We start from the raw sequence: 26,373 nt of genomic DNA on the forward strand, positions 1-26,373 counted from the left end.
TTGCGACTTCTCTTTCGCGACTTCGTAAGCCCGGTTTCAGGCCGCCTGCCGCAGCGGCGTCCAGGCGAATTCCGGATAGTATGTGTCCATCATACGGTCCACATAGGCGGTTAGGTTCGGAAATCCCTCGGCGCGCTGGCGCAGGGCGGATTCGAAGAACGGCGTGAGGATTCCGGCGAGCGCGCCGAAGGCGGTGGCATCGACACCGCAGGGCTTGCTGCCCATCAGATAAGCCTTGTCGCCGAGCTGCACCGAGAGCGCGAACAGCGAACGCACCGCGAGGTCGACATCGTCATCAGGCGCGTGGCGGCCGAGGCCGGAGAGCAGATAGTTCTCGGCAACACGGAACTGCGCATCCTCGCGCAGCTTCTCGCGGTTGTGCTCCGGCGCGCCATCGAAGAAATGCGCTGGCCCCTTGGCGAAATTGACCGGATCGACCCAGCGCGCGCCGACCAGCGCCCAGTACACGTGATGCTCGATCATGCGCTCGAACGCCCAGGCCTGCGCGCGCTCGGCCAGCGACAGGCCGGCGTCGAAATCGAAGCCGTAACGGCGCTCGATATGGGCGCGGATGAAGGTTGAATCGGCGACCGCCTCGCCGCCATCGTCGATGAAAGGCAACTGCCCCTTGGGCGAAGCCGGCGGCATCGCGCGCTCCTTGCGGTAGGGCAATCCCGCCATCTTGAGCTGCACCTCCGTCTTGGTGACGAAAGGGCTGATTTCCGGCAGGCCGAAGCCGGTGCCAAAGCCGTAAAGCGTGATCATGCGAGCTCTCCTGGACCTGCGAAAGAGTTGACGGAACCTAGTGACCGGCTGCTGCCACCATGGTGGCAGCAGCCGTGATATCTTCTGCGAAACGGGCCCCCCGCCAGGCGCGGCCCATGATATGGCGGACCAGCGCGTCCGCAGCCTGGATCAGCGAACGTGTCACCATGGTCGCGAGCGCAACGCGGAGGTCGACGACGGTGAGATCGAAAAACATGAGGCGGCTGAAGGCCCGGGAATACAGCGAGGCCTGTGCGCGCCACAACGGACCAACCGGACCGAAATGGGTTGGAATGATCATGGACAAATCCTCTTCAGTCGATGTGTTGTCCCGGTATAGAACTCCCCTGCTGCCAACATCCTGTCAGCATCCACGCGCCGTTTGCTGATCCGCCCCCGATGAGAGAATTGTCATGAGACGCGCCGACCGGCTGTTTCAGATCATCCAGGTGCTGAGGCGCACGCGTAAGCCGCTGACGGCGGATGCGATCGCGGCCGAACTCGAGACCTCGAAGCGCACGATCTATCGCGACATCGCAACACTGATGGGCCAGCGCGTGCCGATCCGCGGCGAAGCGGGCATGGGCTACATCCTGGAAAAGGGTTTTGACCTCCCGCCGCTCATGCTGACACCCGACGAGATCGAGGCAGCAGTGCTGGGCGCGCAATGGGTCGCGGGCCATGCCGATTCCGCACTAGCGCGCGCTGCCGAGGATTTGATGGCCAAGATCGCCGACACCGTGCCCGAACGCCTGCGCCCCTTCGTGCTTGAGCCCGCGAGCCGGGCGCGACCGAGCTGGAACAGGGAGCCTGACCGCCTGGACATGGCGCGAACGCGCACGCAGATCCACGAAGGCAAGAAGATCCTGCTGCGCTATCGCGACGAGCAAGGCCGCCCCAGCGAGCGCATGGTCTGGCCGATCTCGGTCGGTTATCTCGAAGCGGTCCGCCTGCTCGCGGCCTGGTGCGAGCTGCGCAGCGACTTCCGCAGCTTCCGCACCGACCGCGTGGTGGACGCGACTTATCTCGACGAGCGATATCCGGAGCGGCGCGACGTGCTGCGCGCGAAATGGCGGCAGAGCCTGGTCTGGGGCCCGCCAAAGGACACGTGAGCACGATGGAAGAGACCTCCCCCCATCGATCTGTCGAGCTATTGCCAGAGTTGCGGCGCGTGCTGCGGCTATTCGGAGAACTGGCCGCGCTTCTCGATCGAGAGCGACGAGGAGCTTGCAGCTATTCCAGAGAAGCTCGTCAACGCACGGCAATCCGGCATGCGCTGCGAAGGCGATCGCTGCTCGGCCTTGCAGGGCGAGATCGGCAAGGCGACGGCCTGCGGCATCTATGCGGTGCGGCCGGACGTGTGCCGCACCTGCATGCCGGGCGACGCTGAATGCGCGATGGCGCGGCGGAAGTTCGGTCTGCCGATGATCGAGCTGACTTAAGCCGGAACGGCTTCGCTGATCTCGTCGTCGATCTCGTCGTCGAGCGGTGCAAGCACCGAGAGCGGCTTGGTCGACAGCGTGATCGGCTTGCGGCCGCCCGACAGCGACGGCGACGATTTGGCCGAGCTTGCGCGCGACAACGCGTAGAGCGTCGAGCCGACACGGCCGCCGTTCTCGATCAGGTCGCGCTCGCTGCAGCTGCCTGCGATCGCGACCGCCAGCGAGTGCAGATGGCTGCGGCGATAGCAGAACAGCGCCAGCCTGGCGCGGACGTCAGGGGAAACACTCTCAACCAGCCTCGGCAGACCGCTTTCATTGGCGCGATACATCTCGCCAAGGAGTTCGTCGCGGACCGGGCAGAAATCGCTTTCAAAAGCGTCGCGGCTTGAAAACATTGCAGTTCTCCCTCGTGTTGGGGAAGATGCAGCGCAATCCTCTAATGAAAGGTTAACCACACTTCCCGGTAGTCACCCGGGGTCCTTGCGCTCTGGCCGCGAAGGCGCGGGACTTGCTGATTGCCGTCATTCCGGGGCGGTCCGCAGGACCGAACCCGGAATCTCGAGGTTCCCCATTGCGAAATTTCCCAATGGGGTTCTCGCTTCGCGAGCCCCGGAACGACGGTGCAAGTAGTCAATTCGCCGCCATGAAGATGGAAAGACCAAAGCCGGTCAGGTGGTGGAGGGCCTGGTCGACGCCGATCAGGGTCCAGAACCAGGGGTGCTCCTGGTTGACGCCCAGATTGGCCGAGACGAATCCCTTGGCCCGGTCGATCGTGATGTGGATCACGAAATCGATCAGCGCCACGAACCAGAATCTCGGCGCGACGATCAGGATCAGGGGCAGCGCGACTGCAAGGTGGATCAGGCAATGCACCAGAAGCGGCAACGCCCAGCCTTTCTTCTGGTCCTTGCCGTGCGCCATCCAGGCGGTTTGCAGGACGAAATCGGCGATGATGTGCTTGAAAGTGAGCAGCACCATCCAGCCAATGAGCGCTTCAACCGGAACCGCCGATGACATGGGTGGAAACGACAAAGCTGACGCCTCATTGAGGTGACAAGAAGAATTTGAGCTCCAGCGCAACTTCTTCCTGGACCGGTCAGATCGCCGGGACGCGTGATTTATGACATCTCCCGCAACGGAATCCAGCCGGGGGGAACCGGAAAATCGCCAACTGTGGCTAACTGGTGATAGGATGACCAATCGCCGCGGCTGGGTTGAGTAAGGTTACCTTCGGCTCGAAATTTGCTTCCCGGTCTCGGCACGCTAACATTGACGGTAGAGAATATCGTTCTTTTTTCAGACGTTTAGCAATTGCAGGGCGCCCGCCGCGAACACATCCGCGAGCCGCCTGCCGCCCGCGAATAAGGCCAGAGTGCTGCCATGAGTACTGAAGGCCCGACCTCATCGCCGATCGAGCCACCGCCGCGGCGCCCCAAGGTCATCAAGACCAATCAGCAGCAGGTCTTTCTCTATGTCGTGCTGACCCTGCTGTTGTCGCTGGCCACCGTCTGGGGCGGCCGTGCCATATGGCACAATTCGGAGACGCTGACCTTCGCCGTCGGCGCCCCCAACAGCGACGAGGCGCTGTTCGCGGCCAAGCTCGCTGCGGTCCTGAAGAACAACGCCTCGCGCTTCCGGATCAAGATCGTCAACAACCCCGACAACGCCAAGGCGCTCGGCCAGTTCGACCGCAGGCAGGCCGACCTCGCCGTGCTGCGCACGGACGCCAAGGTCCCGTTGCGGGCGCGCACGCTTGCAATCCTCGAGCACGATCTCGTGCTGGTCCTCGGCCCCGGCAACAAGAAGATCAAGTCGCTGGCCGAACTGAAGAAGAAGAAGGTCGCCGTCGTCGCCGAGAACGAATCGTCGCTCGCCTTCGTCCGTCGCATCCTCGACATCGCCGACGGACCGGACGCTGCCAAGATCCAGATGGCGCCGCAGGGCGCAACGCTCGACAAGCTGTTTGCGCCGGCGAGCGGCTTTGGCGCAGTGATCGCGATCGTCCACGCCTCGAAGGCGGTGCGGGACAAGGCCTATCAGCAGGCCGCCAAGCGCGGCGGCTTCACGCTGAACGCGATCGACGAGGCCGGAGCGCTGGCGCGCAAATTCCCCGGCATTTCCGACGAGACGCTGACCGCGGGCACACTGTCGTCGGCGCCTGAAATCCCGGACGACGACCTCGACACGATCGGGCTCCAATGGCTGCTCGTTGCGCAATCCAGGATGTCGGCGACCACGGCAGGCGAGCTGGCGCGCACCGTCTACGAGAACAAATCCGCGCTCGCGCTCGACAACGGCTTTGCCACCAGGATCGAGCCGGCCTCCGTCGAGAAGGACGCCTTCGTGATGGCGCATCAGGGGGCGGCCGATTACATCAACGACGACACCAAGTCGTTCCTGGATAAGTACAGCGACATGATGTATCTGGGCGCCGCCGCGCTCAGCATCATCGGCTCGATCTTCGCCGCGATCTACGCCAAGATCACCCGAATCGCGCCGGAGAAGGCCAGCGAGCTCTCCACCGCCATCCTCGATATCGGCGAGCGCATCGAGCACGCCCATTCGCTGGATCAGCTCGAATGTCTCCAGGATGAGCTGGAGGGCATCCTGCGTGGCGCGATCATAGGCTTGCGAGACGGCACGATCAGCACCGACGGTCTCGACACCTTCAAGCTCGGCTACGAGTTCGTGCGCGACGAGATCGGCATGCGCCGCGACTACCTCAAGCGCCATGCCGCCGAGGCCGAAAAGGCCGCCCCCGACGCCCCCCCGCCCCAGCCCGACGACAGCAATGTCGTCGTGGTGAAGACCGCCCAGAGCGCCTGACCGGCTTCTCTCTGGGCAAGCCTGCCGCGCCCTTTCATGGTGAATCCGCGGCCGGAACCAAGGAACCGGCCCACCGCACAGCCGTTGGTCCCCGGTTACGACCGGAGAACGCGCCATGCGTACACTCCTCATCATCGTCCTCATGGGAATGCTGGCGGCGGCTGGCTACTTCGCCTATGCCGCAATGACGGTCGAAGGCGAGCCGATCCCGACGGAAGGCTATGTGGCCCTGGCTCTGGGAGCGGGTTTCTCCGCCCTCGTCGGCATCGGTCTCATGATGCTGCTGTTTTTCAGCAGCCGCCGCGGCTACGACGAGCCACCACATTTCAAGTAACGGCGCAGTCCGCCGCCGCGCCGAGCCTCCCCCGTTCGACGATGTTGCAGACTGCCAGCGCCCGTCGTTGACGGCCCCTGCCCGGGCAGGCACTTTGGCGCGCATGTCCAAGCCGCTGATCCCCGCTCTGGCCCAGTTCGTGGCTGCCACGGCCGGCCGCAACATGACCAAGGCGGCCTACCTGGCCGTGAGCGTCGGCGTGCTCAGCATGATGCTGCTGACGGTCAATCCGGCCTATGCGACGGCGAATCGCTGGGTCGATGCCCTGCTATGGGCGTGCCTCGCCTATTTCGTGTTCGAATGGGTGGTCCGGCTGCGCCACATGGCGCGGCAGGAGCGTCTCTCGCTCTACATGTCCTCTTCCGCCGGACTGGTCGACGCCCTCGGCGCACTGGCCGTGCCGGTTGCGCTTGTTCTCGGCGTCGAGCCGAAGACGGCGTGGCTGCTCAGCGTGCTCTGGGTCCTGAAGGTCGTGCCGGGCATTCCCGGCCTGCGGCAGCTCCGTCGCGTGCTGGTGCTGGAATCGGGGCCGCTGGCCAGCGTGCTCGTGATCTTCCTGATGGTGGTCTTCCTCGCCTCCGTCGCGGAGTATTTCCTGGAGCGGGACGTGCAGCCGCAGACCTTCGGCAGCGTGCCGGCCGCGCTGTGGTGGGCTGTGGTGACCCTGACGACGACAGGCTATGGCGACGTCGTGCCGGTGACGCCGCTCGGACGCATCGTCGCGGCCATGGTGATGATCTCCGGCCTCGGAGTGTTCGGGCTGTGGACCGGTATCCTGGCCACCGGCTTTGCCGCGGAGACCCGGCGCGACAATTTCCTCAAGACCTGGGAATCCGTCAGCAAGGTGCCGTTCTTCGCGGCGCTCGGACCTGCAGCGATCGCCGACGTCACCCACATGCTGCGCACCATGGAGTTGCCGGCGCGCACCATGATCATCCGGAAGGGTGCGCAGGGCGACTGCATGTATTTCATCGCCGCCGGCGCGGTCGAGGTTGACCTGCCCGGCAAGAAGGTGCAGCTCGGCGAAGGCGCCTTCTTCGGTGAGATGGCGCTGCTCGGCAACAACATCCGCGGCGCCAATGTCTCGACCACGAAAGTGTCGCGGCTCCTGGTGCTGGACCTCGTCGACTTCCGCGTGCTGATGGCACGGCATCCCGATCTCGCCGAGACCATCGACGCCGAGGCGAAGCGCCGCGCGCTCGAAAACAAGTAAATGGAGACAAGAATGTCGGATACCGCCGACGCGGCCTCTGGCCCCGTGCTCGAAATCACCGGCGCACGCGCCACCATCCGCCTCAACCGGCCCCAACATCTCAATCGGCTCCAGGCAGAGGACCTCGGAGAACTGATAAGACTGTTCAACCGGGTCGAGGCCGATTCGGCCATCCGCGTACTGGTGCTGACCGGCACAGGGCGCGCCTTCTCCGCCGGCTACGACCTCAACTCGGTCGCCGAGCGTGCGGTGAGTGCCAAGGAGCAGCAGAGCGCGGGCTCGGCGTTCGAGGTGGTCGTCAACCGGTTGGAGGATTTGGGCGTGCCGACGATCTGCCGGCTCAACGGCGGCGTCTATGGCGGCGCGACCGATCTCGCACTCGCGTGCGATTTCCGCATCGGCGTCGACACCGCCGAGATGTTCATGCCGGCGGCGCGGCTCGGGCTGCACTACTACAGAAGCGGCATCAAACGCTACGTGACACGGCTCGGCGTCGACAATGCGAAGAAGCTGTTCCTCACGGCGCAGAAGATCAGCGCGCCGGAGATGCTGCGGATCGGCTATCTCACCGCGATGGTGGCGGTGGAATTTCTGGACGAGGAAGTTGACAAGCTCGCGGCTATCCTCGCCGGCAACGCGCCGCAGGCGATGCGCGGCATGAAGCGCGCGATCAACGAATTCGCTCGCGGCGAACTCGACCAGGAAGCCGCCGACCAGCGCCATCGCGACAGCATGCGCGGCGACGAGATCAAGGAAGGCATCAAGGCGTTTGCGGAGAAACGCCCGCCGCGATTTTGAGGGATTACCCCCGTTTCGACCGCATCGCGCGTACCTGCGTGAGCTTTGGATCGCTCGACAGCGCTTGATAGCGCTTGCTGTCGACGGCGTAGATCGCGATGCGGCCTTCGCTGTCCGCATGCACGCCCCAGCCGAAGCGCTTACCGAGGCTTGAGGCACGCATGCAGGCCTGCCCACGCGAGAAGAACGCTGCGCGAGCGGCGCTCTTCTCCGCCTTGGTCGCCTTGGCATCGAGTTCGCGACCCGGCGCAGAGGTCGCGAAGATCACGTCGTCGGACGTGTACTTGTAGGGTGCCTTCATGATCATCGCATATTGCAAGCCGGCCACCGTCGGCTGTCCTGCGCGCGGCGGCGGCTCCGCGCCGGAGCGTGCCGGACAGTCTTCGGCAACGCGGATGAACGTGTCGAAACAGTTGGTCGTATGGATCGGCTTGTTCATATGAGATCCGGCCTCTTCATTCTCCCGCAGCCGCAGCATGCTGCGCCGCCATTTCATCATCCGCCGCATTGATGCGCTGGAACGCGGGCCGCGAGGTCATGCGCTCGGAATAGCGGACGAAGACGTCCTTCTTCGGCACGATGCCGAACATCATCGTCCAGCTCAGCGCGATACCCCACAAGACATCCGCGGCAGTCATCCGCCCGCGGAGCAGATACGGCCCCTTCGACAATTGCGCCTCGAGAGCGCCGAGCATGGTATCATAATCGGCATAGGGCGATTGCGTAATCGGCGCCGGGTCGCGCTGCATGAACTTGTCAATCAGCGCCGGCTCGAAGGATGAACCGTAATAGGCGATCCAGCGCAGATAGGGACCGCGCAGCGGATCGTTCAGCGCGGGCGTCAGCCCTGCCTGCGGATACAGGTCGGCGAGATAGATCGTGATCGCGACCTGCTCGGTCACCAGCGCCTCGCCGTGGCGGATCGCCGGCACCTTGCCGAGCGGATTGATGGCGAGATAAGCCGGCTGGCGCTGCTCGCCGGCCTTCATGTTGAGGATTTGGAGATCGTAGGGGGCACCAAGCTCCTCGAGCAGCACCCGCGTGCCGGTGGCGCGGCTTTGCGGCGAATAATACAGCGTGATGCGGTTCGGATCGGTCATTGCAGGGCTCCCCCTTAAGCCGGTTGGCGATGGCGCATGTTGTAGCGGACCATACCTGACATCCAGTGTCAGGTATGGTTTAAGGCATCATGCGCGCGAGCCGGATGCTGTCGATCCTCACCACCCTCCAGGCCAGGGGGCAGGTCACCGCGCCTGAGCTCGCGGAGGCCTGCGAGGTCTCGGTGCGCACCATCTATCGCGACATCGACGCGCTCGCGGCGTCCGGCGTCCCTGTTTACGCGGATCGCGGCGCGGAGGGCGGCTATCGACTGCTTGACGGCTATCGCGTCCGCTTGAACGGCTTGTCGCAGGGCGAGGCGGAAGCGCTGTTCCTCGCCGGGTTGCCGGGTCCGGCCGCGGCGCTCGGACTAGATGCCGCGATGATCGCCGCGCAGAACAAGCTGATGGCGGCGCTGCCAGCGAACTTGCGCGAAGACGCCGGCCGGATGCAGGAGCGCTTTCACCTGGACGCGCCGGGCTGGTTCGGCGAGGCGGAAGAGCCGAAACATCTGCGCGCCATTGCCGGCGCGGCTTTGCGCGGGACGCTGATCAAGATCCGCTACCAGAGCTGGCGCGCTGAGAAGCAGCGCCGCGTCGCGCCGCTCGGCCTCGTGCTGAAAGGCGGCAGCTGGTATCTCGCGGGTCAGGTCGACGGCAGCGTGCGCACCTATCGCGTCGCGCGCGTGCTCGACTGCACGGCGCTCGACGATCGCTTCGATCGTCCCGCCGATTTCGATCTCGCCGCCTATTGGCAGGCCGCGACGCTGCGTCTCGAGGCCGAGATGCATCCCAATGTCGCGATTGTCCGGCTGTCGCCGTTCGGCGTCAAGCTGCTCGACGCGCTGAGCCAGCCTTACGTCAGGGCGCGCACGCAGCTTGAAGAGACTGCCGACGCGGACGGCTGGCGCATCGCCAGGGTGCCGACCGGCAAGACCTCATGGCACGCCGCCGCCGAATTGTTGCGGCTCGGCCCCGAGGCCGAGGTACTGGAGCCCGCCGATCTCCGCGAGAAGATGGCGGAGATGACGCAGGCGATGGCCACGCGCTATCGCGCGGCGCGGAAAGCATGATGGCGACGCACCTCGCCGCAGCCGACGAAACAATCCTGAAACACGATTCTCCGCCCGCCGTGTGAACGCATCCGCGTTTCGACCCGACCGAGATGCAGGGACACAACAACGGCCTTTGCGCCACACTGGAGAATGAAGATGTTTCGTAAATTTGCACTTGGTCTGATCGCTGCCGGCTCGCTCGGTGCTGCCGCTCTCGCGCCCACCGCAGCTTCGGCTCACGGCTTCCACCATCACTGGGGTCCCGGCTGGGGCTTTGGCGGCATCTACGTCAACACCGGCATCAACAACTGCTACCAGGAACGCGTCGTCCAGACCCGCCACGGCCTGCGTGTCCGCGTCGTGAATGTCTGCGCCTACGGGATCTACTGATTTCTCGCGTCCAAGACAAATCGTCCATGACAAAGCCCCGGTCGCGTCGCGATCGGGGCTTTGCGCGCTGATCTCTAGTTCGCCTGGTCGCTTTGCCGATGCCGGCGAAACCAGGCAAAGGTCTCGCGCGTCGTCGCGACGTAGCCGCGGCCGCGATAGACGATCTCGCCGTCGACGATCGCGTTCAGCTTCGGCAACGCGTGAAACGGGATCGAGGGATAGGCATGGTGCTCGACGTGATAGGGCATGTTCCACGCGAACCATTTGACGATCGCACCGGTGTACGTGGTGCGGGTGTTCTGAAACGCGCTGCGGGTCCTGTCGCAGCCGGTGTGCTCGGCATAGAGATAGGGCCTCAGAAAGAACTGCCCGATAACAAGCGGGACAATCCAGACCTCGAGCAGCAGCACCGAGGAGAACCACAGCGACAGCGCGAGCAGCAGCGCATAGAGCGCGACATAGACGCGCGCTTCGGTCACGATGGTGGCGCGCTTGTTCTCGGGGATCCAGGGCACGATGACCTTGCCGGTGACGGCATGGCCGAGCATCAGCCAGAGACGGCCGGCGACCTGGAGCAGGCCGCTATAGGCGACCGCGAGCTGCGTGTCGGATGTCGGCTTCGCGCCGACGATCAGCTCGGGGTCCTTGTCCGGATCCTGGGTGTAACGGTGATGGTCCCAGTGAAACAGGCAGTAATATTCGTAAGGCAATCCGATGATGAAGGCCGAGAGATAGCCGACCGTGAGATTGAGGCTGCGGCTACTGAACGCGGTCTTGTGTGCGGTCTCATGCACCGCCATGAACAGGAAAGCGACGAAATAGCCCTGCGCCGCCATCAGCGGCAACGCCCAGAGGACGCCGAAGCGCGAAGCCACCATCCAGATCAGCGCGCCGACCAGCACGATCACGGCGTAGTGGCCTATGCTGCGCGCGGCGCCCTTGAGATCGGAGCGAACCGACAATTCGCGCAGCATGGCCGGTGTCAGCGGCTTCAGGCGATGGCCAGGCTCTGAAACGGTTGCGTCGCTCATGATCGGGACCTGTCTTACTTGCCGAGAAGCTCTGCGATCTCGGCCTTGAGGAAAGCCCGGTCACGCGGATTGTTGACGGGGTTGCCGGCGCGATGGCCATGCAGCGACGGGATCGGATGCAGCACGGCCGACCTTGCGTTGACGAGCCGACCGAGCTCCTCCTCGTTGTCGCGAACGTCGAAATAGCGATCGGTTGCACCCGGCATCAGCAGCACATGCGCCTTGATCGCGGTCAGCGCGCGATCGAGATCGCCGCCAAATGCGGCGCACCGGCTGATGTCGCCGTTCTGCCAGATGCCAATCTGAGCCAGGAGATCGTTGGCGTCGCGCCGCGCAAACGTCGCGTCCCATGCACGGACGAGATAGTCCTCCAGCGAGGTGAAGCCCGCCTGGCGCCAGAGCTCGTCGCGATAGAAGCCGTGCGACATCGCCCATCCGGCGTAGACGCGCCCCATGGCGCGATAGCCGGCGGCGGGCTTCTCGACGAAGCGGCCTTCGCGGAAGGCGGGATCGGTGGTCAGGGCGGCCCTCACGCTTTCGAGAAAGACATGGTTGTAGGGCGCGCAGCGCGCGCTGCCGCAGACGATTGCGGCACGCTCGACCATGTCGGGATGCAGCGCCGCCCAGTGATAGGCCTGCATGCCGCCCATCGACCAGCCATAGACAAGCGCGAGTTTTGAGATGCCGAAGCGCTCGGTGAGCAGCCGGTGCTGGACCGCGATGGCGTCGTGATAGGTGAGCTGCGGGAACGGCGCGTGGCCGGAATTCGACGGCGAGGACGACAGGCCATTGCCGAACAGATTTGGAATGATGATGAAGTAGCGTGTGGAGTCGAGCACGCCATCGGGCCCGATCAGCCACTCGGTGTCGAAGTGCTGCGCGCTGAACGAGGTCGGATAAAGAATAACGTTGTCCCTGGCCGGGCTCAGCGTGCCGTAGGTCTTGTAGGCGAGCTTCAGCGACGGGAAGACGGTGCCGGACTGAAGCGTGACATCGCCCGCCTCAAAAATCTCGTAGTCGCGCTGCGTCGTCATGGACCAACTCCCGCTGACGCGGCCGCAGAACGCGCCGCTGAATCGACGATGCATCGATCGTGCCGGACTAAGCAAACGCATCGTTGCGCCGCGTCCAATAACTGTACGTATAGTACAGTTATTTGGGAAAGACAACGAGGATTCTGCGCCTCGCGCGGCTCAAGAGATGGCCGCGATGTATCGCTCCACCGACGCCGCAAACGCGGCCTTGGCGCCCGCGGCGATGTTGCGGCCCCACCAGGCGCCATAGATGCGATCGAAAACGAGCGGCTCGACGGCCGCCGCGATCCGCCGCACCGCGGCGGCATTGAGCGGCATGTAGTTCGGATAGGAGTACATGAAGCTGACGAAGCGGCGATCCATCGTCACCTGTGCGATATCGCCGATGAGCAGCGCGCCCTTGCCGTCCGCGCCGCGCGCATCGTGCAGCATGGTTGCGCCCGCGAAATGGCCGCCGGTACGCAGCAGCAGCACATCGTCGGAGAGGCGATGATGATCGCCGGTCCAGTGCACGATCGATGGATGCGGCCGCGTGACCCATTGGCGGTCGTCGGCATGCAGATACACCGGAACGCCGCCGAACGCCTCGCTCCAGCCGGCGAGCGCCCCATAGTAATGCGGATGCGAGATTGCGATCGCCTTTAGTCCGCCGAGCGAGCGCACATGGGCGATCGCCTCCGGCGTCGCCAGCGGAATGCAATCCCACATCACGTATCCCTTGCCATCGGGGACCAGCAGCGCGCGCTGGCCGATGGCAAAGGCCGGCTCGAGCGCGACGCCGGTCATGCCGAGATCGTCGCGCCAGACCACGCGGTGACGTTCGGCGAGCGTTTCCGGTGCCAGGAACGTCTGGCCCTTCCAGTTCACGAACTGCCGTTCGTCCTCGCAGACGGGACACGATGCGGGCGGGCTTCCGCTGTCCGGGAATTGCGCGCCGCAGGTTTCGCAGGTCCAGATAGGCATGGCCATTTTCCGGAGTAAGAACGTCACAGAGCTGAAATGACACCGCAGTCCTGCGATCGCAAGTGCCATCGGAACAAAGGCGGTTGGTGCAGGTTACATTCTGGTCCGTCCCCGCTTGCACGAGACGATATCCGATCGGCAGCATCACGTTCAGCGTCTCGATGACATCGCGCCCTTCCTCATCCCGTCTCTGGCCCCTGTACGCAGTCAACTTCTTCATGGCCGACATGCAGTCGGGCATCGGGCCATTCGTTGGCGTGTTCCTCCAGGAGCGCGGCTGGGCCAGCGGATTGATCGGGACCGCCATGACCATCGGCAATATCGCAGGCATGCTGGTCACGACGCCGATCGGCGGCTTCATCGACGCCAGTCGCAACAAGCGGCTGTGGGTCGTCATCCCCGGCATCTGCGTGGTCGCGGCATCCACGATCATCCTGATCTCGCAAAACTTCTGGGCGGTGACGTTCTCGCAAGTCGCGCAATCGCTGGCGAGCGCGGCGATCGTGCCGGCGGTAACCGGCATCACGCTCGGCATCGCCAAGCAGAAGGGTTTTAACGCGCTGAACGGGCGCAACCAGGCCTTCAACCACGCCGGCAATATGGTCGGCGCGGCACTGTCGGGTTATCTCGGCTACAAGTTCGGCTATGTCGCCGTATTTGTGCTTGCGGCCGCGTTCGGCGCCATCGCGATCGCCTGTGTCTTGATGATTCCCGCGAAGGCAATCGACGACCGCGCCGCGCGCGGCGGCAGGGAGGACGACAGCAAGGCTCCGCCGGACGGCATGACCGTCCTCCTCAAGCACAAGCCGCTTTTGGTGCTGGCGCTGGCACTCGCCCTGTTCCATCTCGGCAACGCCGCGATCGTTCCGCTCTACGGACTTGCGGCGGTGGCCGAGGGCCAGGCCAACGGGCCGAGCTTCGTCGCCACTACCGTGGTGATCGCTCAGGGCGTGATGGTCGCGACCTCCCTGATCGCCATGCACGTCGCCGGCAAGCGCAACTACTGGCCGGTGATCATGGCGTCCTTCCTGTTCCTGCCCATCCGCGGCGGGCTCGCCTTCTTCGTCACGGGGTGGTGGGGCGTCGTGCCGATGCAGGTGCTCGATGGCATCGGCACCGGACTGCAGACGGTCGCGGTCCCCGGCATGGTCGCGCGCTCGCTCAACGGCACCGGCCGCATCAATCTTGGCCAGGGCGCTGTCATCACCGTGCAAGGCGTTGGCGCAAGCCTCAGCCCCGCGCTCGGCGGCTGGATCGCACAATGGATCGGCTACGGCCCGACCTTCTTGCTGCTTGGCGGCTTCGGGCTCGCGTCAATGGCGCTGTGGCTGGCCTTTGGGGCGCATGTGAAGAAGTATTGAGGTCGCCACCCACGCCAACGCCGTTATTGCGAGGAGCGAAGCGACGAAGCAATCCAGGCTGCCCGCGCGGAGAGATTCTGGATTGCTTCGCTGCGCTCGCAATGACGATTGTGGGACGAGTGGTGCGTACCAACTACCCCCGAGCACCTCTCTACGGAAACTCCACCACGATCTTGCCGAAGTGTCCGCCTTGCTGCATCAGCCGCAGCGCATCTGGCACGGCGTCGAAGGCGAACACGCGGTCGATCACCGGCTTCATCCCGTTGCGGCCGATCGCGGCGGCCATGCCCTCGAACATCCGTCGGCTACCGACGGACAGGCCGATGACGTGCAAATTCTTGGAAAACAGGCTCGGAATCGCGATCTGCTGCGAGAAGCCCGTGAGCACGCCGATCACCAGAATCGTGCCGCCGACGCGCGCCGCCTCCAGCGATTGCGCGAACGTATCCTTGCCGCCGACCTCGACGACGTGATCGACGCCCCCGCCGGTCCAATCCGCTGCGGCCTTGCCCCATTCCGGCACCGCGCGGTAATTGATGGTGTGATCGGCGCCGAGCGCCCTGGCGCGTTCGAGCTTCTCGTCGCTCGACGACGTCACGATCACGCTCGCGCCGGCGAGCTTGGCGAATTGCAGCGCGAAGATCGACACGCCGCCGGTGCCCTGCACCAACACGGTGTCGCCGGGCTGAACCCTGGCCTCCTCGAACAGCGCGCGCCACGCGGTGAGTCCGGCGCAAGGCAGCGTCGCCGCCTCCTGGAAGGACAGATGCGATGGGATGCGGCTGACGCCCTCTGCATCGAGCAGCATCACTTCCTGCAACACGCCCGGCCGCGTGCCGCCAAGCGCGTAGCGGCGGCTGGTCGCCGACACCTTCCCGTCGATCCAGGACTGGAAGAACATCGGACAGACGCGATCGCCGACCGCGACGCGGGTAACGCCGTCGCCGACGGCGATCACCTCGCCCGCCCCGTCCGAGAACGGGATCAGCGGCAGTCTGGAGACGCCACCCTTGCCCTGCACTGTGAGCAGATCGCGATAGTTCAGCGAAGCCGCCCGCATTCGCACCGTGACCTGACCCGGGCCAGGCGCGGGCTCCGGCAGATCGGCCAGCTCCATCCCCTCGATCGACCAGTCTCGCGCGACCTGCCAGGCCTTCATGGCCTCTCGCTCCGTCTTAGGTGCCAAAGTTCTTCTGGATCGCCTTGTCGAGCGTCTCGCCGCCGACGAAACGCTGGCGCAGCTCGCGCTTGAGCAGCTTGCCGCTCGGGTTCTTCGGCAGGCTGTCGACGAAGATCACGCGCTTGGGCACCTTGAAATGCGCCATCTGCCCGGCGCAATGCTTGACGACGGTCTCCTCATCCAGCTTCTCGCCGGTCTTGACCACGACGATCGCGGTGACCGCCTCGATCCAGCGAGGATCGGGCAGGCCGACGACGGCGACCTCAGAGACTGCGGGGATGCGATAGACCATCTCCTCGACCTCACGGCTTGCGACATTCTCGCCGCCGGTCTTGATCATGTCCTTGACGCGATCGACCACGGTGATGTGGCCCTCGGAATCGACAGTGGCGAGATCGCCGGAGTGAAACCACCCGCCGGAGAATGCCGCCGCGGTCTTCTCGGGATCATTGTAGTAGCCGGAGAGCAGATGCGGCGAGCGGTGCACGATCTCGCCGACCTCACCGACCTTGACGTCCTCCATCGAGGTGTTGACCACGCGTGTCTCGACATTGAGCACAGGCTTGCCGGCCGAGCCGGCCTTGCGGAGCTGGTCCTCGGGCCGCAGCACGGTCGCGAGCGGCGCGATCTCGGTCTGGCCGTAGAAATTCCAGAACCTGACGTTGGGCAGGCGACGCTGCAACTCGAGCAATACCTCCACCGGCATGATCGAGGCGCCGTAATAGCCCTTCTGCAAGGTGGACAGGTCGGTCTTGTCGAAATGCGGCGAGCGCAGCATCGCGATCCAGATCGTCGGCGGCGCAAAGAATGACGTGATCTTGTGCGCCTGGATCAGGGCCAGGATGTTGTCGGCCGTCGGCTTGCCCGTGATGACACCGGAGGCGCCGAGATAGATTTGCGGCCCCAGGAATACGTCGAGCTGGGCGCAGTGATAGAGCGGCAGCGCGTGCAGGAACTTGTCATCCACGCTCATGCCGCCGTCGATGATGCAGCTGACATACTGCCACATCACCGCTTCATGGGTCAGCATCGCGCCCTTGGGCAGGGACTCCGTGCCGCTGGTGTAGACGATCTGCGCGAGATCGCGGCTGTCGACGGACGTCTCCAGGAACGAGCCGTCGGCATGCAGGAGATCGTCGAAAGTGGTGAGGCCCGCAGGCGCCGACGCCGGATCCTCGCCCGGCAGCCAGATCATCTTCTCGACCGCGCAATCCTTGGCGCTAGCCGCGCGCGCGGGTTCGACGAAATCCGGTCCGGTCGCGAGCACCTTTGCACCGGAGCTATTCAGGATGAAATTGATCTCGTCCGGATTGAGCATGAAGTTGATCGGTACCAGCACCGCGCCGATCCGGGCCACCGCGAAGCGCAGCGCGGCGAAGGCGTGCGAATTGCGCGAGAGCACGGCCAGACGATCGCCCTTCTTCACGCCGAGGCCGAGCAGGCCGCGGCCGAGCCGGTTGCAGATCGCGTCCATCTCGGCAAAGGTCCAGCTCACATTGCCGCAGCTCACCGCAAGCTTGTTCGGCTCGCGGCCTGCCGAGCGGCGCAGAAGATCGCCGATGGAATGCTCGCGCGCTTTCGAGATGGTGGCTGCGATGTCGCCGGTCATGTGTACCTCCGTGTGATGTCTTTATTTGCTAGGTTTATTGTTTGAAATCTTGCGTTATCTGCGCCGGGCCGCCTGAGCATGCTCCATGTACATGTGCTCGACGGACCGATCGAGCGAGGCGATCTTCTCAAAACCGCGCCGCCAGTCCTGCAAATGCCGGCGCGTCCACAGCACACCTGCCTCGCGGTCGCGGCGGCGGATCGCGTCGATGAGATGGCGATGCGCGGCAACGAGGCGCGGGCCGCCTTCGGCCACGCCGGTCACGATCATCTCGGTGGTCGGATAGAACAGCTGCGCCGCCGGCTCGCGCGCCAGCTGCAGCACGCGATTCTGCGAGGCCTTGGCGACCAGCACGTGGAACTCAGCATCGCATTCGGCAAGCATCGCGGGATCGCCGACCACGGCCTCGCTGCGCGCGAGATTATCGGTGAGCTCGGCGAGATTCTCCTCCGAGGCCTGCTCAACCGCGCCTTCGATGCTCGCGACCTCCAGGGTCATCGAGGCCTCGTAGAGCTCGCGAAAGGTGACCTCGTGCAGCACCAGCGCGCGGCTGAGGCGGCTCGTCAGCTTGCTGTAGCGCGGCAGGCAGGCGTGCAGGCGGCGCGAGGAATCGCGGCTGATCAGCCCGCCCTCCTCCAGCACACGAATGCCCTCGCGGATGGTCGAGCGGTTGACACCGAACTGGCGCACGAGGTCGTGCTCGGTGCCGATGGGATCGCCCGGCTTGATGCGGCCGTTGACGATCTCGCGCTCGATGGCGTCGGCGACCTTCTGATAGGCCGGCGCGACATCGATCGGACGGAAGAGCGGTGAGATCGGCAAGATAGCACCCAATGGCGATTGTCGGACAAACCATAGGGCCGGCCCAAAGGCGCGTCAAACTGCACCAGGTATGGCGCAGTTACAGCAAATTGACTCCGGCGGAACCTGGCTCTAACTTTGTCGGACAAAGGGACAGCATAGTCCCGCACAAGAGGAAACGTTACCCATGAGACCAATCGCAGCACTCGTGTCTGCGGCCAGCTTGCTGTCGGCTGCCCTGATCAACCCCGCCTCCGCCCAGCAGGCGCCGCTCAAGATCGGCGTGCTCTCCGACTTCTCCTCCGTCTATTCCGACATCGGCGGCCAGGGGAATGTCGAGGCCACCAAGATGGCGATCGAGGATTTTGGCGGGCAGATGTTCGGCAAGCCGATCGACATGGTCGCGGCCGACGTGCTCAACAAGCCCGACATCGCCTCGACCATCGCCCGCAAATGGTGGGAGACCGAAGGCGTCGACATGATCATCGACCTGCCGACCTCGGCTACCGCGCTCGCGGTGATGGAGCTGTCGAAGCAGTACGAGAAGATCATGATCGTGACGGATGCGGCAAGCTCCGACATCACCGGAAAGTCCTGCTCGCCCTACACCGCACACTGGACCTACGACACCTATTCCAACGCCCACACAGTCGGCAGCGCCATCGTCAAGAACGGCGGCGACACCTGGTTCTTCCTCACCGCCGACTACGTGTTCGGCCATTCGATCGAGCGCGACACCGGCGACGTCGTGAAGGCGGCGGGCGGCAAGGTTCTCGGCAGCGTCAAGCACCCGCTCAACACGGCGGACTTCTCGTCCTTCCTGCTGCAGGCCCAGGCCTCCAAGGCCAAGATCATCGGGCTTGCCAACGGTGGCGGCGACACCATCAACGCGATCAAGCAGGCCGGCGAGTTCGGCATCGTTGCCGGCGGCCAGAACCTCGCTGCGATCGTGATGTTCATCTCCGACGTGCACAGCCTGGGCCTCAAGCTGGCGCAGGGCCTGATCGTTACCGAGGCCTATTACTGGGACCTCAACGACAAGACCCGTGCCTTCGGCAAGCGCTTCATGGAACGCGTCAAGCGCATGCCGACGATGAACCAGGCCGCGACCTACAGCGCCACGCTGCATTACCTGAAGGCCGTGCAGGCCGCCGGCACCAAGGACACCAAGACGGTGATGGCGAAGATGCGCGAGCTGCCGGTGAAGGATGCCTTCACCGACAACGGCGTGCTGCGCGAGGACGGCCGCATGGTGCACAGCATGTTCCTGTTCCAGGTGAAGAAGCCCGAAGAATCCAAGGCCCCGTGGGACTATTACAAGCTGCTCGCCGAGGTCCCCGGCGACCAGGCCTTCCGTCCGCTGAAGGACGGCGGCTGCCCGCTGGTGAAGTAACGCTCCGCGACGACGGACCTGCATCGCCTCGCGCGTTGCAGGTCCGGCCCTCCACTAGAGCCTGCGCGCGAACTCGGCGATGTCGCGATTGAGCCGGTCCTTGTGCGTGACATAGAGACCGTGCGGGGCGCCCTCGTAAATCAAGAGCCCGGCGCCCTTCACGAGATCGCTCGCCGGCCTTGAGGTCATCTCCAGCGGGATCGAGGCGTCCCGGTCGCCGTGAATGAAGAGCATCGGAACATCGATGACCGCCAGTTCAGTCCGAAAATCCGTGACGCCCTGGATCTCGGCCAGCGCGGGCATGGCCTGGTATGATGCCGCATTCATCATGGCGAGCGTCGCATCGATGATGCAGCGCGATCCCTGGCCGGCAAAGTAAGGCGCGGCGTTGCGCTCGGCCCAGCCGGAGAAATCCGCGGTGAGCTGCGCCCGGCTCGCTTGCATCATCGCGGCAGGAATGCCGCCAGGGTTGTCCGGTGTCTTGAGCAGATACGGAATGGCTGCCGCGCCCAGCATGATGACGCCCGCGATGCGGTCGCGGCCATGGCGTGTCAGGTACCGCACGATCTCGCCGCTTGCGAAGGAGTGCGCGACGATTGTGACATCGCTCAGCGCGAGCGAGGCCATGACGACAGCGAGATCGTCGCCTTCAGGACTGCGCGCCAGCATGCGGAAGGAGGCATCGCGCCTCAATTACGCCGGAGGCAACGAAAACATGGGCCCGGTCGGGCCGTTCAGAGCTTGTGCCCCTTCTGGCGCAGCGCATCGATGAGGCGCAGCTTCAATTCGTCGGCGGCCTTCTGGCTGACGTCCTGGCCGATCTGCGCGCTCGCTTGCGCCAGCGCATCCGACTTCTCCAGAAACTTCTGACCGGCCGGCTGGGAATAGAACGTCTCGATCTGGCGCAGCTCGTCGAGCGTGAAGCTCGTGGCATAGAGGGCGGCGATCTTGTCCATCATCGACGCCAGGAACGGGGCGTAGATCTCGGAGCCGGGCGCCGTCAACGCATCGTAGTCGCGTTCGATCTCAGGCCGATCCTGGGCAACGACCGGCCGGAGCTTGAGCATGAGCTGGGGCAACTGCGCGTGATACTGGTCTGCGATCTTCAAGGTCGTGACGAGCTGGCGCGCCGCGCTCATCGCCTCCGGCGATGGCGCCTGCGCGGAGGCACCGCAGACCAGGAGCAGCAGGGCGCCGGCGATCGTCAACAAGCGTCTGGACATCGACCCCTCCACGAGATGCAGGCTGGCCATGCTCAATGACCCGCGGGCGCCGCGGCCGAGGTCGCGGCCGGCGCGATTTGCAGTGCGGTGCCGGGCTCCTCGACCTCCGTGACCTTCACGAACAGGTTCGGCACCCGGTCGGCACGATCGAGCAGCCAGGCCGCGCCGATCATGATGACGATGCCGGTGAAGGAAACGGCGAGCTGCTCCCAGACGCCCTTGGTGTACTGGGTCAGGATCCAGTGCGCCGAGAACGACAGGAACACCCCGAGGCAGAAGATCGGCAACGAATGCTGGCCGCAGAGGATCACGGGACGCAGCCAGGTCGCGTGCAGCGCCCTCCATCTGCGCGGGACGAAATGGGTCACCCAGACCGCCAGCGCTAGGAAATGCGTGAAGCGCAGCATGTCGAGGTCGGTCTTGTCGATCGGGTAGATCAGCTTGATCATCCATTTCGGGATCAAGACTTCGAGCGCGTGGATGTGCCAGGTCATCACGATCAGGAAGGCGAAGATGAGCCAGGCCGCGGCCAGCCCCATCGCCGCTTTCGACCATACCCATTTGGCGACCTTGTCGATCTCGCCGATGCCGCACCAGGCCGCGAACACGAACATCAGCTGCCAGCAGAACGGATTGAAGTACCAGGTCGTGCCGGGCGGATAGGAAGCGAGGTTCCAGTCGAACCAGCGCGACAGCACATACAGCACCGCGGACGCCACAAGCGTCAGGTTCGGCCGGCGCACCAGGCACCACACCATGAAGGGCGAGGCGAACACCAGCATGATGTAGAGCGGCAGCACGTCGAGATTGACCGGCTTGTATTTCAGCAGAATCGCCTGCCCGATCAGCTCATCCGGATGCGACAGGAAATTGAACACGTTGAACTCGTGCTCGTACATCGGATTGTCGAATCGGCGCACGGTGCGGGCGATCTGCGCCGTGAACAGCAGGAACAGCATGATGTGGGCGACATACATCTCAATCGCGCGCCGCCACAGCCGCTTGACCGCGGCGAGAAACCAGCCGCCGGCGACGATCGGCCCGTAGATCCAGCCGACCAGATAACCGGAGATGAAGACGAAGAACTCGGCCGCGTCGCTGAAGCCGTAATTGCGGAGCGTCAGCCAGGCCACGACGTCGTGCGGGATGTGATCGAGGAAGATCATCCACAGGCCGATGCCGCGGAAGAGATCGAGCCGCAAATCGCGCTCGACCGGAGACAACAGAGCTTGCTGGTCTCGTATGCTCATGGCCCCGCCTCTTCCGGTGGGCGTCGCGCCACGGCGGCGCCGAAGAATCGGATGCTAAGAAAACTGGATCAAAAGGTCACCTGGCCCGAAGGCTGGGCATCAACGGTAGCCGACCTTGAGGCCTGCGCAAGGGAGTTAGTCATCACAACGGGCGGCGCTACCTCTGCGGCCGCCTGGAGGCGGCCCTTCAAAAATGTCGAAAACAACCCCATGCAAAGTAGAGGCGACCTCCTAAGTCCTTGCTTTGCCTGCAAAACTAAATTGACCCGTCGGGCAAAAAATCTGCACGACGGTACGATCGCACGCCAATGAGGGACAAGTGTCGGGTGAGCTCATCGCCTTGGGCGAGCATCCCGGTCAGCATCGCCTCGGCCCTTTGCTGAAGCGGCAACGCGCCGCTCTCGGAGGCGATCGCGATGCTGGCTCGCAGGATCGAGACCGCACGATCCCTGCTGGAGACCACGCAGCTTTCGGTCGAGCAGATCGCGCGCGAGGTCGGCTATGCCGAGCCCTCGACGCTGCGCCGGGTGATCTGGCGCGACACCAGGCATTCGCCGCGGCAGCAAGAATCATTGAGATTCACGGCAGAGCCTGATTAGGTTCCAACACGTCGTCCGCCGCCAAGGCCCCCCTCGCCTGCGGTCCCGGACGAGGCTGCACCATGAGCGACAGGGCCCGACCACCGATGACCAGGACGCGACGGACACGACCGACGATTCGTGACGTCGCAGCCGAGGCCGGCGTGTCTGTCAGCAGCGTCAGCCGCACGCTCAATGGCGGCGTCTATACCAGCGCGGAACTGCACGCCCGCATCATGCGCGCGGTCAAACGTCTCGGCTTCGAGCCAGACTCGGCCGCGCAGGCGCTGCGCTCACGCGCCTCGAACACAATCGGCTGCATGGTGGCCGATTTCTCCAACCCGCACTACACCGGCATGGTCAGCGCCGCGGAGGAGGAGTTCCAGCGCGCCGGCTTCCTGCTGATGCTGGCCGCCACCAAGCATGAGGAGGCGCGCGAAGCCACGTTTCTGTCAGCGGTGCGCCGGCGGCAGATGGACGGATTGCTGCTGTTCGCCGGCGACAACACGCATAAGGATTTCATGAAGGGCCTGGCGACGCTCGACCTGCCCTGCGTCGCCGTTGATCGCGACGTGCCCGATAGCGCCTCGGTTCGCGTCGATCATCGCGGCGGCGCGCTGGAGGTGACGCGCTATCTGATCGGCCTCGGCCATCGCCGCATCGCGCTTCTGACGGGAAGCGCAGCCGTGCTGCCGAGCTCGGAGCGGCTCGCCGGCTACCGGCAGGCGCATCTCGAGGCAAAGATCGAAGTCGACCCGGGCCTGATCCGCCCGCACATGCAGGGCACGAACCCGGCGTTCAGCTCGGTATGCCAATTGCTGCAATTGGCAAAACCGCCAACCGCGATCATCTCGCTCGGAACCAGCATGCTCGCCGAGGTGCTGGAGGCAATCACGAGCAATGGCCTGCACTATCCGCAGGACATCTCGATCGCCTGCAGCGGCGACACCGATCTCGCGCGCCATGCGACACCCGCGATCTCGGCGCTGAGCTGGGACATGAACGAGGTCGGCCGCACGGCGGCGCGGCTGTTGCTGGAGCAGATCCGCGACGGCGACAAGGCGAAGCCGGGCGAGCCGATCTATCTGCCGACGCGCTTCATCCTGCGCCATTCCTGCGCCGCGCCGCCGGTTGCGATCCGAGGCAGGAAATAGGGTCTATTGCCTCCCGCCCCTGAATCCGTCATGGCCGGGGATGACGAGCTGAGGTAGCCCGCATCAATCCGCCTGAGGCGCCGCGGCATATTGCGCGTCGGAGAGGTGCTCCATCCAGGTCGCGTAGTCGCCGTCGAGCGCCTCATGGATCGCGATATGGCTCATCCCGGTCTTGGGTGCCGCGCCATGCCAGTGCTTCTCGCCCGGCGGAATCCAGACCACGTCGCCGGGGCGGATCACGCGGATCGGACCATCCCAGCTCTGGACGTAGCCCGCGCCTGCGGTGACATAGAGCGTCTGCCCCAGCGGATGCGTGTGCCATGCGGTGCGTGCGCCGGGCTCGAAAGTGACCCGCGCGGCCTGCACGCGGGCCGGCGCCGGCGCGTTGACGATCGCGTCGGCCCATACCGTGCCGCTGAACCAGTCGGCGCTGCCGCGCCGGCTCGCGATCGATCCCGAACGCTTGATCTCCATCTGTGTTCCTCTCGTAGTTGAACTGGAAACGGTTCCAGTATTCAGCGAACCGCCGCGGTCGATAACGGACGGCCCGCCCGCAGGGCTCACCGCATCACAAACCCTTCGTAATCGCGCTGCGCGATCTGTGCGATGCGGTGCCGGTAGCCCTGGCCGACATAAGGCATGAAGACCCGCGGCTTGCCGGCGATGTTGGCGCCCTGGTACCAGGAGTTGGCCTTGGGATAGAGCGTACGGCTTGCCGCGTCGGCGACATGCGCCATCCAGGAACGCTCGGCATCGCGTTCGGGCTCTATGCGCGTCAGCCCCTTCGTGCGCATGGTATCGAGGCATGCCGTAATCCACTCGACATGGTTCTCGCAGGCGTGGATCACGTTGCCGATCACGGACGGGCTGCCGGGACCGGTCACGACGAACAGATTCGGGAAGCCCGACACCATCAGGCCGAGATAGGTGCTCGGCCCATCCGCCCAGGCGTCCTTGAGGCTCGTACCATCGCCGCCGCGAATATCCATCGCGGCGAGCGCGCCGGTCATTGCGTCATACCCGGTCGCCAGCACCAGCGCATCGAGCGCGAATGAGCGCGTTGCGGTCTCCACGCCGGTCTCCGTCACCGTCTTGAGCGGCTCCTCGCGGAGATCGACGAGCTCGACATGCGGCAGATTGTAGGTCGCGAAATAGTCGGTATCGATGCAGATCCGCTTGACGCCGAGCGGATAATCCTTCGGCGACAGCGCATCCGCGGTCGCCTTGTCCTTGACGATGCCGCGGATCTTGTCGCGCACGAACTCGCAGGCGACGTCGTTGACCGCTTCGCTGGTCAGGATGTTCGGGAATGCCGTCAAGATGCCGCCGCCACCCTGATCCCAGAGCTGCTGATAGCGCGCCCATTGTACCTGTTTTTCCGGCACCGGCGCCTCGAACGCGTTCGACGGCACCCGTCCGAATTCCGGCGTCTCCAGGCTCTCGCGATATTTTGCGATCACCGGCTCGGCCGCCGCGACATCGGCATCCGAGAGCGGCGCATTGCGCGCGGGAACCGAGTAGTTCGGCGTGCGCTGGAAGACGGTCAGCCGGCTCGCCGCTTTCGCGATCAGCGGGATCGCCTGCACGCCGGAAGAGCCGGTGCCGATGACCGCGACCCGCAGCTTCGAAAAGCTGACCTCGTCATGCGGCCACTGGCCGGTGTGATAGATCGCTCCGCGGAAGCGGTCGAGGCCCGGCAGATCAGGCTTGTTGGGGACCGAGAGATTGCCGGTCGCCATCACGCAGTAAGCCGCCGTGATGCGATCCCCGCGGTCGGTGCGCACGGTCCAGCGCTGGCTCGCCTCGTCCCATTCGGCGCTGGTCACGCGCGTTTCGAACCGGATCAAGGAGCGCAGGTCGAACCGGTCGGCGACATGCTGCGCATAGCGCAGGATCTCCGGCTGTGCGGCATACTTCTCGGTCCAGCGCCATTCCTGCCGCAACTCCGGCGACCAGGTGTAGGAATAGAACAGGCTCGGAACGTCGCAGCGCGCGCCCGGATAACGGTTCCAGTACCAGGTGCCTCCGACATCAGCGCCCGCCTCGAGGCCGATCACGTTCAGGCCGAGCTGGCGCAGGCGATGGATCGCATAGACCCCGCCGAAGCCGGCGCCAACCACCACCGCATCGTATTCGGCCACGACTGATGGCCTTGCGCCGTGCCGCCGATCGGCCGCCGTCGCCTGCTCCAGCTTCGTCATGTCACATCTCTCCGGGCCGCAGGAATATTGCCATGCGCTCGAACACACGCTATTCTGGAAACGTTTCCAGACCGGAAGCGCTTACGATAATCTTCGCCGGGCGTCAACGCCCCGCCCCCGCGTGCGGGCCGGGCGGACGCCTCAAGGCGGACAGCAGGGAGCGGATGAGGGATGTTGAACGGTTTTTTTCTTCGCGTGTTGAGCGTGGCCGCCGCCGCGACGATCGGCGCGCTGTCGCCGGCGCTCGCGCAGAAGAACTACGGCCCGGGGGGTCTCGGACACCGAGATCAAGATCGGCAACATCATGCCCTATAGCGGCCCGGCCTCCGCCTATGGCGCGATCGGCAAGACCGAGGCGGGCTATTTCAACATGATCAACGACCAGGGCGGCATCAACGGGCGCAAGATCAACTTCATCTCCTATGACGACGGCTTCTCGCCGCCGAAATCGGTCGAACAGGCGCGCAAACTCGTCGAGGGCGACGAGGTGCTTTTGGTGTTCCAGCCGCTCGGCACCGCGCCCAATGTCGCGATCCAGAAATATCTCAACTCCAAGAAGGTCCCTCACCTCTTCATCGCTTCCGGCGCAACGCGCTTCGGCGATCCCAAGAACTTCCCGTGGACGATGGGATGGCAGCCGAACTACCAGAGCGAGGGGCGCATCTACGCCAAATA

The 26,373-nt window shown here is 64.6% G+C and carries 29 protein-coding genes and 1 pseudogene; 13 read left to right on the forward strand and 17 right to left on the reverse strand.

Going from position 1 to position 26,373, the window contains the following annotated elements; genetic code table 11:
• Nucleotides 1–36 precede the first annotated feature (36 nt).
• Together AC630_RS00995 and AC630_RS01000 are read right to left on the reverse strand one after the other, a co-directional pair.
• On the reverse strand, nt 37–765 hold the full coding sequence (locus AC630_RS00995; RefSeq protein WP_074116645.1) for a glutathione S-transferase family protein: 729 nt from the start codon (nt 763–765) through the stop codon (nt 37–39).
• 37 nt (nt 766–802) lie between these two features.
• On the reverse strand, nt 803–1,066 hold the full coding sequence (locus tag AC630_RS01000; RefSeq protein ID WP_074116646.1) for a hypothetical protein: 264 nt from the start codon (nt 1,064–1,066) through the stop codon (nt 803–805).
• 112 nt (nt 1,067–1,178) lie between these two features.
• Here AC630_RS01000 and AC630_RS01005 point away from each other — a divergent pair, with 112 nt between their 5' ends.
• Complete coding sequence (locus AC630_RS01005) at nt 1,179–1,877, forward strand: helix-turn-helix transcriptional regulator (protein ID WP_074116647.1); 699 nt, start codon at nt 1,179–1,181, stop codon at nt 1,875–1,877.
• 24 nt (nt 1,878–1,901) lie between these two features.
• The gene (locus tag AC630_RS01010) at nt 1,902–2,207 is read left to right on the forward strand and encodes a YkgJ family cysteine cluster protein (RefSeq protein WP_074116648.1); all 306 of its coding nucleotides are present in this window, start codon (nt 1,902–1,904) and stop codon (nt 2,205–2,207) included.
• On the opposite strand, the gene AC630_RS45130 is transcribed toward AC630_RS01010, so the two are convergent.
• On the reverse strand, nt 2,204–2,602 hold the full coding sequence (locus AC630_RS45130) for a hypothetical protein (RefSeq protein ID WP_074116649.1): 399 nt from the start codon (nt 2,600–2,602) through the stop codon (nt 2,204–2,206). The genes AC630_RS01010 and AC630_RS45130 overlap by 4 nt on opposite strands.
• 235 nt (nt 2,603–2,837) lie before the next feature.
• Nucleotides 2,838–3,185: a DUF3307 domain-containing protein gene (locus AC630_RS01020; protein WP_074116669.1), complete on the reverse strand. Its 348-nt coding sequence runs from the start codon at nt 3,183–3,185 to the stop codon at nt 2,838–2,840.
• 402 nt (nt 3,186–3,587) lie between these two features.
• Here AC630_RS01020 and AC630_RS01025 point away from each other — a divergent pair, with 402 nt between their 5' ends.
• From AC630_RS01025 to AC630_RS01040, 4 genes are all read left to right on the forward strand, one after another.
• Complete coding sequence (locus AC630_RS01025; RefSeq protein WP_074116650.1) at nt 3,588–5,033, forward strand: TAXI family TRAP transporter solute-binding subunit; 1,446 nt, start codon at nt 3,588–3,590, stop codon at nt 5,031–5,033.
• 115 nt (nt 5,034–5,148) lie between these two features.
• A complete protein-coding gene (locus tag AC630_RS01030) occupies nt 5,149–5,367 on the forward strand; it encodes a hypothetical protein (RefSeq protein WP_074116651.1) in 219 nt (72 codons plus the stop codon).
• Nucleotides 5,368–5,470: 103 nt separating this feature from the next.
• Nucleotides 5,471–6,580, forward strand: a complete 1,110-nt coding sequence (locus AC630_RS01035; RefSeq protein ID WP_074116652.1) for a cyclic nucleotide-gated ion channel — start codon at nt 5,471–5,473, stop codon at nt 6,578–6,580.
• Nucleotides 6,581–6,592: 12 nt separating this feature from the next.
• A complete protein-coding gene (locus AC630_RS01040) occupies nt 6,593–7,378 on the forward strand; it encodes an enoyl-CoA hydratase/isomerase family protein (RefSeq protein WP_074116653.1) in 786 nt (261 codons plus the stop codon).
• 4 nt (nt 7,379–7,382) lie between these two features.
• Here AC630_RS01040 and AC630_RS01045 read toward each other — a convergent pair whose 3' ends face one another.
• Together AC630_RS01045 and AC630_RS01050 are read right to left on the reverse strand one after the other, a co-directional pair.
• A complete protein-coding gene (locus AC630_RS01045; protein ID WP_074116654.1) occupies nt 7,383–7,817 on the reverse strand; it encodes a DUF6157 family protein in 435 nt (144 codons plus the stop codon).
• A gap of 16 nt (nt 7,818–7,833) precedes the next feature.
• Nucleotides 7,834–8,478, reverse strand: a complete 645-nt coding sequence (locus tag AC630_RS01050; RefSeq protein WP_074116655.1) for a glutathione S-transferase family protein — start codon at nt 8,476–8,478, stop codon at nt 7,834–7,836.
• Between the two features lie 89 nt (nt 8,479–8,567).
• Between AC630_RS01050 and AC630_RS01055 the strand changes: the two genes are divergently transcribed.
• Together AC630_RS01055 and AC630_RS01060 are read left to right on the forward strand one after the other, a co-directional pair.
• Complete coding sequence (locus AC630_RS01055; RefSeq protein ID WP_074116656.1) at nt 8,568–9,548, forward strand: helix-turn-helix transcriptional regulator; 981 nt, start codon at nt 8,568–8,570, stop codon at nt 9,546–9,548.
• Nucleotides 9,549–9,686: 138 nt separating this feature from the next.
• The gene (locus tag AC630_RS01060; protein WP_074116670.1) at nt 9,687–9,920 is read left to right on the forward strand and encodes a hypothetical protein; all 234 of its coding nucleotides are present in this window, start codon (nt 9,687–9,689) and stop codon (nt 9,918–9,920) included.
• 74 nt (nt 9,921–9,994) lie between these two features.
• Here the strand turns inward: AC630_RS01060 and AC630_RS01065 are convergent, their stop codons facing one another.
• From AC630_RS01065 to AC630_RS01075, 3 genes are all read right to left on the reverse strand, one after another.
• On the reverse strand, nt 9,995–10,951 hold the full coding sequence (locus AC630_RS01065; RefSeq protein WP_074116657.1) for a fatty acid desaturase: 957 nt from the start codon (nt 10,949–10,951) through the stop codon (nt 9,995–9,997).
• Nucleotides 10,952–10,965: 14 nt separating this feature from the next.
• A complete protein-coding gene (locus AC630_RS01070) occupies nt 10,966–11,985 on the reverse strand; it encodes an alpha/beta fold hydrolase (protein WP_074116671.1) in 1,020 nt (339 codons plus the stop codon).
• Between the two features lie 159 nt (nt 11,986–12,144).
• The gene (locus AC630_RS01075; protein ID WP_074116672.1) at nt 12,145–12,948 is read right to left on the reverse strand and encodes an MBL fold metallo-hydrolase; all 804 of its coding nucleotides are present in this window, start codon (nt 12,946–12,948) and stop codon (nt 12,145–12,147) included.
• 161 nt (nt 12,949–13,109) lie between these two features.
• On the opposite strand from AC630_RS01075, the gene AC630_RS01080 reads away from it, so the two are divergent.
• Nucleotides 13,110–14,309, forward strand: coding sequence for an MFS transporter (locus AC630_RS01080; protein ID WP_074116673.1), 1,200 nt, complete (start codon nt 13,110–13,112; stop codon nt 14,307–14,309).
• A gap of 151 nt (nt 14,310–14,460) precedes the next feature.
• Here AC630_RS01080 and AC630_RS01085 read toward each other — a convergent pair whose 3' ends face one another.
• The 3 genes from AC630_RS01085 to AC630_RS01095 are packed head-to-tail and all read right to left on the reverse strand — an operon-like array spanning nt 14,461 to nt 17,920.
• A complete protein-coding gene (locus AC630_RS01085) occupies nt 14,461–15,468 on the reverse strand; it encodes a zinc-dependent alcohol dehydrogenase family protein (protein WP_074116658.1) in 1,008 nt (335 codons plus the stop codon).
• Nucleotides 15,469–15,484: 16 nt separating this feature from the next.
• Nucleotides 15,485–17,098, reverse strand: a complete 1,614-nt coding sequence (locus AC630_RS01090; protein ID WP_074116659.1) for an acyl-CoA synthetase — start codon at nt 17,096–17,098, stop codon at nt 15,485–15,487.
• 54 nt (nt 17,099–17,152) lie between these two features.
• Nucleotides 17,153–17,920: a FadR/GntR family transcriptional regulator gene (locus AC630_RS01095; RefSeq protein WP_074116660.1), complete on the reverse strand. Its 768-nt coding sequence runs from the start codon at nt 17,918–17,920 to the stop codon at nt 17,153–17,155.
• Nucleotides 17,921–18,086: 166 nt separating this feature from the next.
• Between AC630_RS01095 and AC630_RS01100 the strand changes: the two genes are divergently transcribed.
• Complete coding sequence (locus AC630_RS01100; RefSeq protein ID WP_074116661.1) at nt 18,087–19,292, forward strand: ABC transporter substrate-binding protein; 1,206 nt, start codon at nt 18,087–18,089, stop codon at nt 19,290–19,292.
• A gap of 54 nt (nt 19,293–19,346) precedes the next feature.
• Here AC630_RS01100 and AC630_RS01105 read toward each other — a convergent pair whose 3' ends face one another.
• The 3 genes from AC630_RS01105 to AC630_RS01115 form a co-directional block, all read right to left on the reverse strand.
• On the reverse strand, nt 19,347–19,961 hold the full coding sequence (locus AC630_RS01105; protein ID WP_074116662.1) for an alpha/beta fold hydrolase: 615 nt from the start codon (nt 19,959–19,961) through the stop codon (nt 19,347–19,349).
• Nucleotides 19,962–20,026: 65 nt separating this feature from the next.
• The gene (locus AC630_RS01110) at nt 20,027–20,515 is read right to left on the reverse strand and encodes a DUF2059 domain-containing protein (RefSeq protein WP_074116674.1); all 489 of its coding nucleotides are present in this window, start codon (nt 20,513–20,515) and stop codon (nt 20,027–20,029) included.
• A 32-nt stretch (nt 20,516–20,547) separates the two neighbouring features.
• Nucleotides 20,548–21,765, reverse strand: a complete 1,218-nt coding sequence (locus tag AC630_RS01115; protein WP_074116663.1) for an OpgC domain-containing protein — start codon at nt 21,763–21,765, stop codon at nt 20,548–20,550.
• Between the two features lie 416 nt (nt 21,766–22,181).
• Between AC630_RS01115 and AC630_RS01120 the strand changes: the two genes are divergently transcribed.
• Nucleotides 22,182–22,364: a helix-turn-helix domain-containing protein gene (locus AC630_RS01120; RefSeq protein ID WP_074116664.1), complete on the forward strand. Its 183-nt coding sequence runs from the start codon at nt 22,182–22,184 to the stop codon at nt 22,362–22,364.
• Nucleotides 22,365–22,426: 62 nt separating this feature from the next.
• A complete protein-coding gene (locus tag AC630_RS01125; RefSeq protein WP_074116665.1) occupies nt 22,427–23,497 on the forward strand; it encodes a LacI family DNA-binding transcriptional regulator in 1,071 nt (356 codons plus the stop codon).
• A gap of 63 nt (nt 23,498–23,560) precedes the next feature.
• Here the strand turns inward: AC630_RS01125 and AC630_RS01130 are convergent, their stop codons facing one another.
• Entirely contained in the window at nt 23,561–23,971 is a 411-nt protein-coding gene (locus AC630_RS01130; protein ID WP_074116666.1) for a (R)-mandelonitrile lyase, read from the reverse strand.
• An 86-nt stretch (nt 23,972–24,057) separates the two neighbouring features.
• A complete protein-coding gene (locus tag AC630_RS01135; RefSeq protein WP_074116667.1) occupies nt 24,058–25,698 on the reverse strand; it encodes a flavin-containing monooxygenase in 1,641 nt (546 codons plus the stop codon).
• A gap of 171 nt (nt 25,699–25,869) precedes the next feature.
• Here AC630_RS01135 and AC630_RS01140 point away from each other — a divergent pair.
• Nucleotides 25,870–26,373 (forward strand): annotated as a pseudogene (locus AC630_RS01140) (ABC transporter substrate-binding protein); the annotation flags it as partial.

Origin of the sequence: Bradyrhizobium sp. AS23.2 (genome assembly GCF_001908185.1) — a bacterium.
Taxonomy (GTDB): Bacteria; Pseudomonadota; Alphaproteobacteria; order Rhizobiales; family Xanthobacteraceae; genus Bradyrhizobium.

Excerpts from the sequence above, each read along its gene's own strand:
- AC630_RS01025 (WP_074116650.1), top strand. The coding sequence starts at position 3,588 with ATGAGTACTGAAGGCCCGACCTCATCGCCGATCGAGCCACCGCCGCGG.
- AC630_RS01000 (WP_074116646.1), bottom strand. The coding sequence starts at position 1,066 with ATGATCATTCCAACCCATTTCGGTCCGGTTGGTCCGTTGTGGCGCGCA.
- AC630_RS01080 (WP_074116673.1), top strand. The coding sequence starts at position 13,110 with ATGACATCGCGCCCTTCCTCATCCCGTCTCTGGCCCCTGTACGCAGTC.
- AC630_RS01040 (WP_074116653.1), top strand. The coding sequence starts at position 6,593 with ATGTCGGATACCGCCGACGCGGCCTCTGGCCCCGTGCTCGAAATCACC.
- AC630_RS01070 (WP_074116671.1), bottom strand. The coding sequence starts at position 11,985 with ATGACGACGCAGCGCGACTACGAGATTTTTGAGGCGGGCGATGTCACG.
- AC630_RS01045 (WP_074116654.1), bottom strand. The coding sequence starts at position 7,817 with ATGAACAAGCCGATCCATACGACCAACTGTTTCGACACGTTCATCCGC.
- AC630_RS01050 (WP_074116655.1), bottom strand. The coding sequence starts at position 8,478 with ATGACCGATCCGAACCGCATCACGCTGTATTATTCGCCGCAAAGCCGC.
- AC630_RS01120 (WP_074116664.1), top strand. The coding sequence starts at position 22,182 with ATGCTGGCTCGCAGGATCGAGACCGCACGATCCCTGCTGGAGACCACG.
- AC630_RS01065 (WP_074116657.1), bottom strand. The coding sequence starts at position 10,951 with ATGAGCGACGCAACCGTTTCAGAGCCTGGCCATCGCCTGAAGCCGCTG.
- AC630_RS01075 (WP_074116672.1), bottom strand. The coding sequence starts at position 12,948 with ATGCCTATCTGGACCTGCGAAACCTGCGGCGCGCAATTCCCGGACAGC.
- AC630_RS00995 (WP_074116645.1), bottom strand. The coding sequence starts at position 765 with ATGATCACGCTTTACGGCTTTGGCACCGGCTTCGGCCTGCCGGAAATC.
- AC630_RS01035 (WP_074116652.1), top strand. The coding sequence starts at position 5,471 with ATGTCCAAGCCGCTGATCCCCGCTCTGGCCCAGTTCGTGGCTGCCACG.
- AC630_RS01005 (WP_074116647.1), top strand. The coding sequence starts at position 1,179 with ATGAGACGCGCCGACCGGCTGTTTCAGATCATCCAGGTGCTGAGGCGC.
- AC630_RS01135 (WP_074116667.1), bottom strand. The coding sequence starts at position 25,698 with ATGACGAAGCTGGAGCAGGCGACGGCGGCCGATCGGCGGCACGGCGCA.
- AC630_RS01105 (WP_074116662.1), bottom strand. The coding sequence starts at position 19,961 with ATGCTGGCGCGCAGTCCTGAAGGCGACGATCTCGCTGTCGTCATGGCC.
- AC630_RS01100 (WP_074116661.1), top strand. The coding sequence starts at position 18,087 with ATGAGACCAATCGCAGCACTCGTGTCTGCGGCCAGCTTGCTGTCGGCT.
- AC630_RS01090 (WP_074116659.1), bottom strand. The coding sequence starts at position 17,098 with ATGACCGGCGACATCGCAGCCACCATCTCGAAAGCGCGCGAGCATTCC.
- AC630_RS01060 (WP_074116670.1), top strand. The coding sequence starts at position 9,687 with ATGTTTCGTAAATTTGCACTTGGTCTGATCGCTGCCGGCTCGCTCGGT.
- AC630_RS01125 (WP_074116665.1), top strand. The coding sequence starts at position 22,427 with ATGAGCGACAGGGCCCGACCACCGATGACCAGGACGCGACGGACACGA.
- AC630_RS01020 (WP_074116669.1), bottom strand. The coding sequence starts at position 3,185 with ATGGTGCTGCTCACTTTCAAGCACATCATCGCCGATTTCGTCCTGCAA.
- AC630_RS01030 (WP_074116651.1), top strand. The coding sequence starts at position 5,149 with ATGCGTACACTCCTCATCATCGTCCTCATGGGAATGCTGGCGGCGGCT.
- AC630_RS01085 (WP_074116658.1), bottom strand. The coding sequence starts at position 15,468 with ATGAAGGCCTGGCAGGTCGCGCGAGACTGGTCGATCGAGGGGATGGAG.
- AC630_RS01055 (WP_074116656.1), top strand. The coding sequence starts at position 8,568 with ATGCGCGCGAGCCGGATGCTGTCGATCCTCACCACCCTCCAGGCCAGG.
- AC630_RS01130 (WP_074116666.1), bottom strand. The coding sequence starts at position 23,971 with ATGGAGATCAAGCGTTCGGGATCGATCGCGAGCCGGCGCGGCAGCGCC.
- AC630_RS45130 (WP_074116649.1), bottom strand. The coding sequence starts at position 2,602 with ATGTTTTCAAGCCGCGACGCTTTTGAAAGCGATTTCTGCCCGGTCCGC.
- AC630_RS01110 (WP_074116674.1), bottom strand. The coding sequence starts at position 20,515 with ATGTCCAGACGCTTGTTGACGATCGCCGGCGCCCTGCTGCTCCTGGTC.
- AC630_RS01115 (WP_074116663.1), bottom strand. The coding sequence starts at position 21,765 with ATGAGCATACGAGACCAGCAAGCTCTGTTGTCTCCGGTCGAGCGCGAT.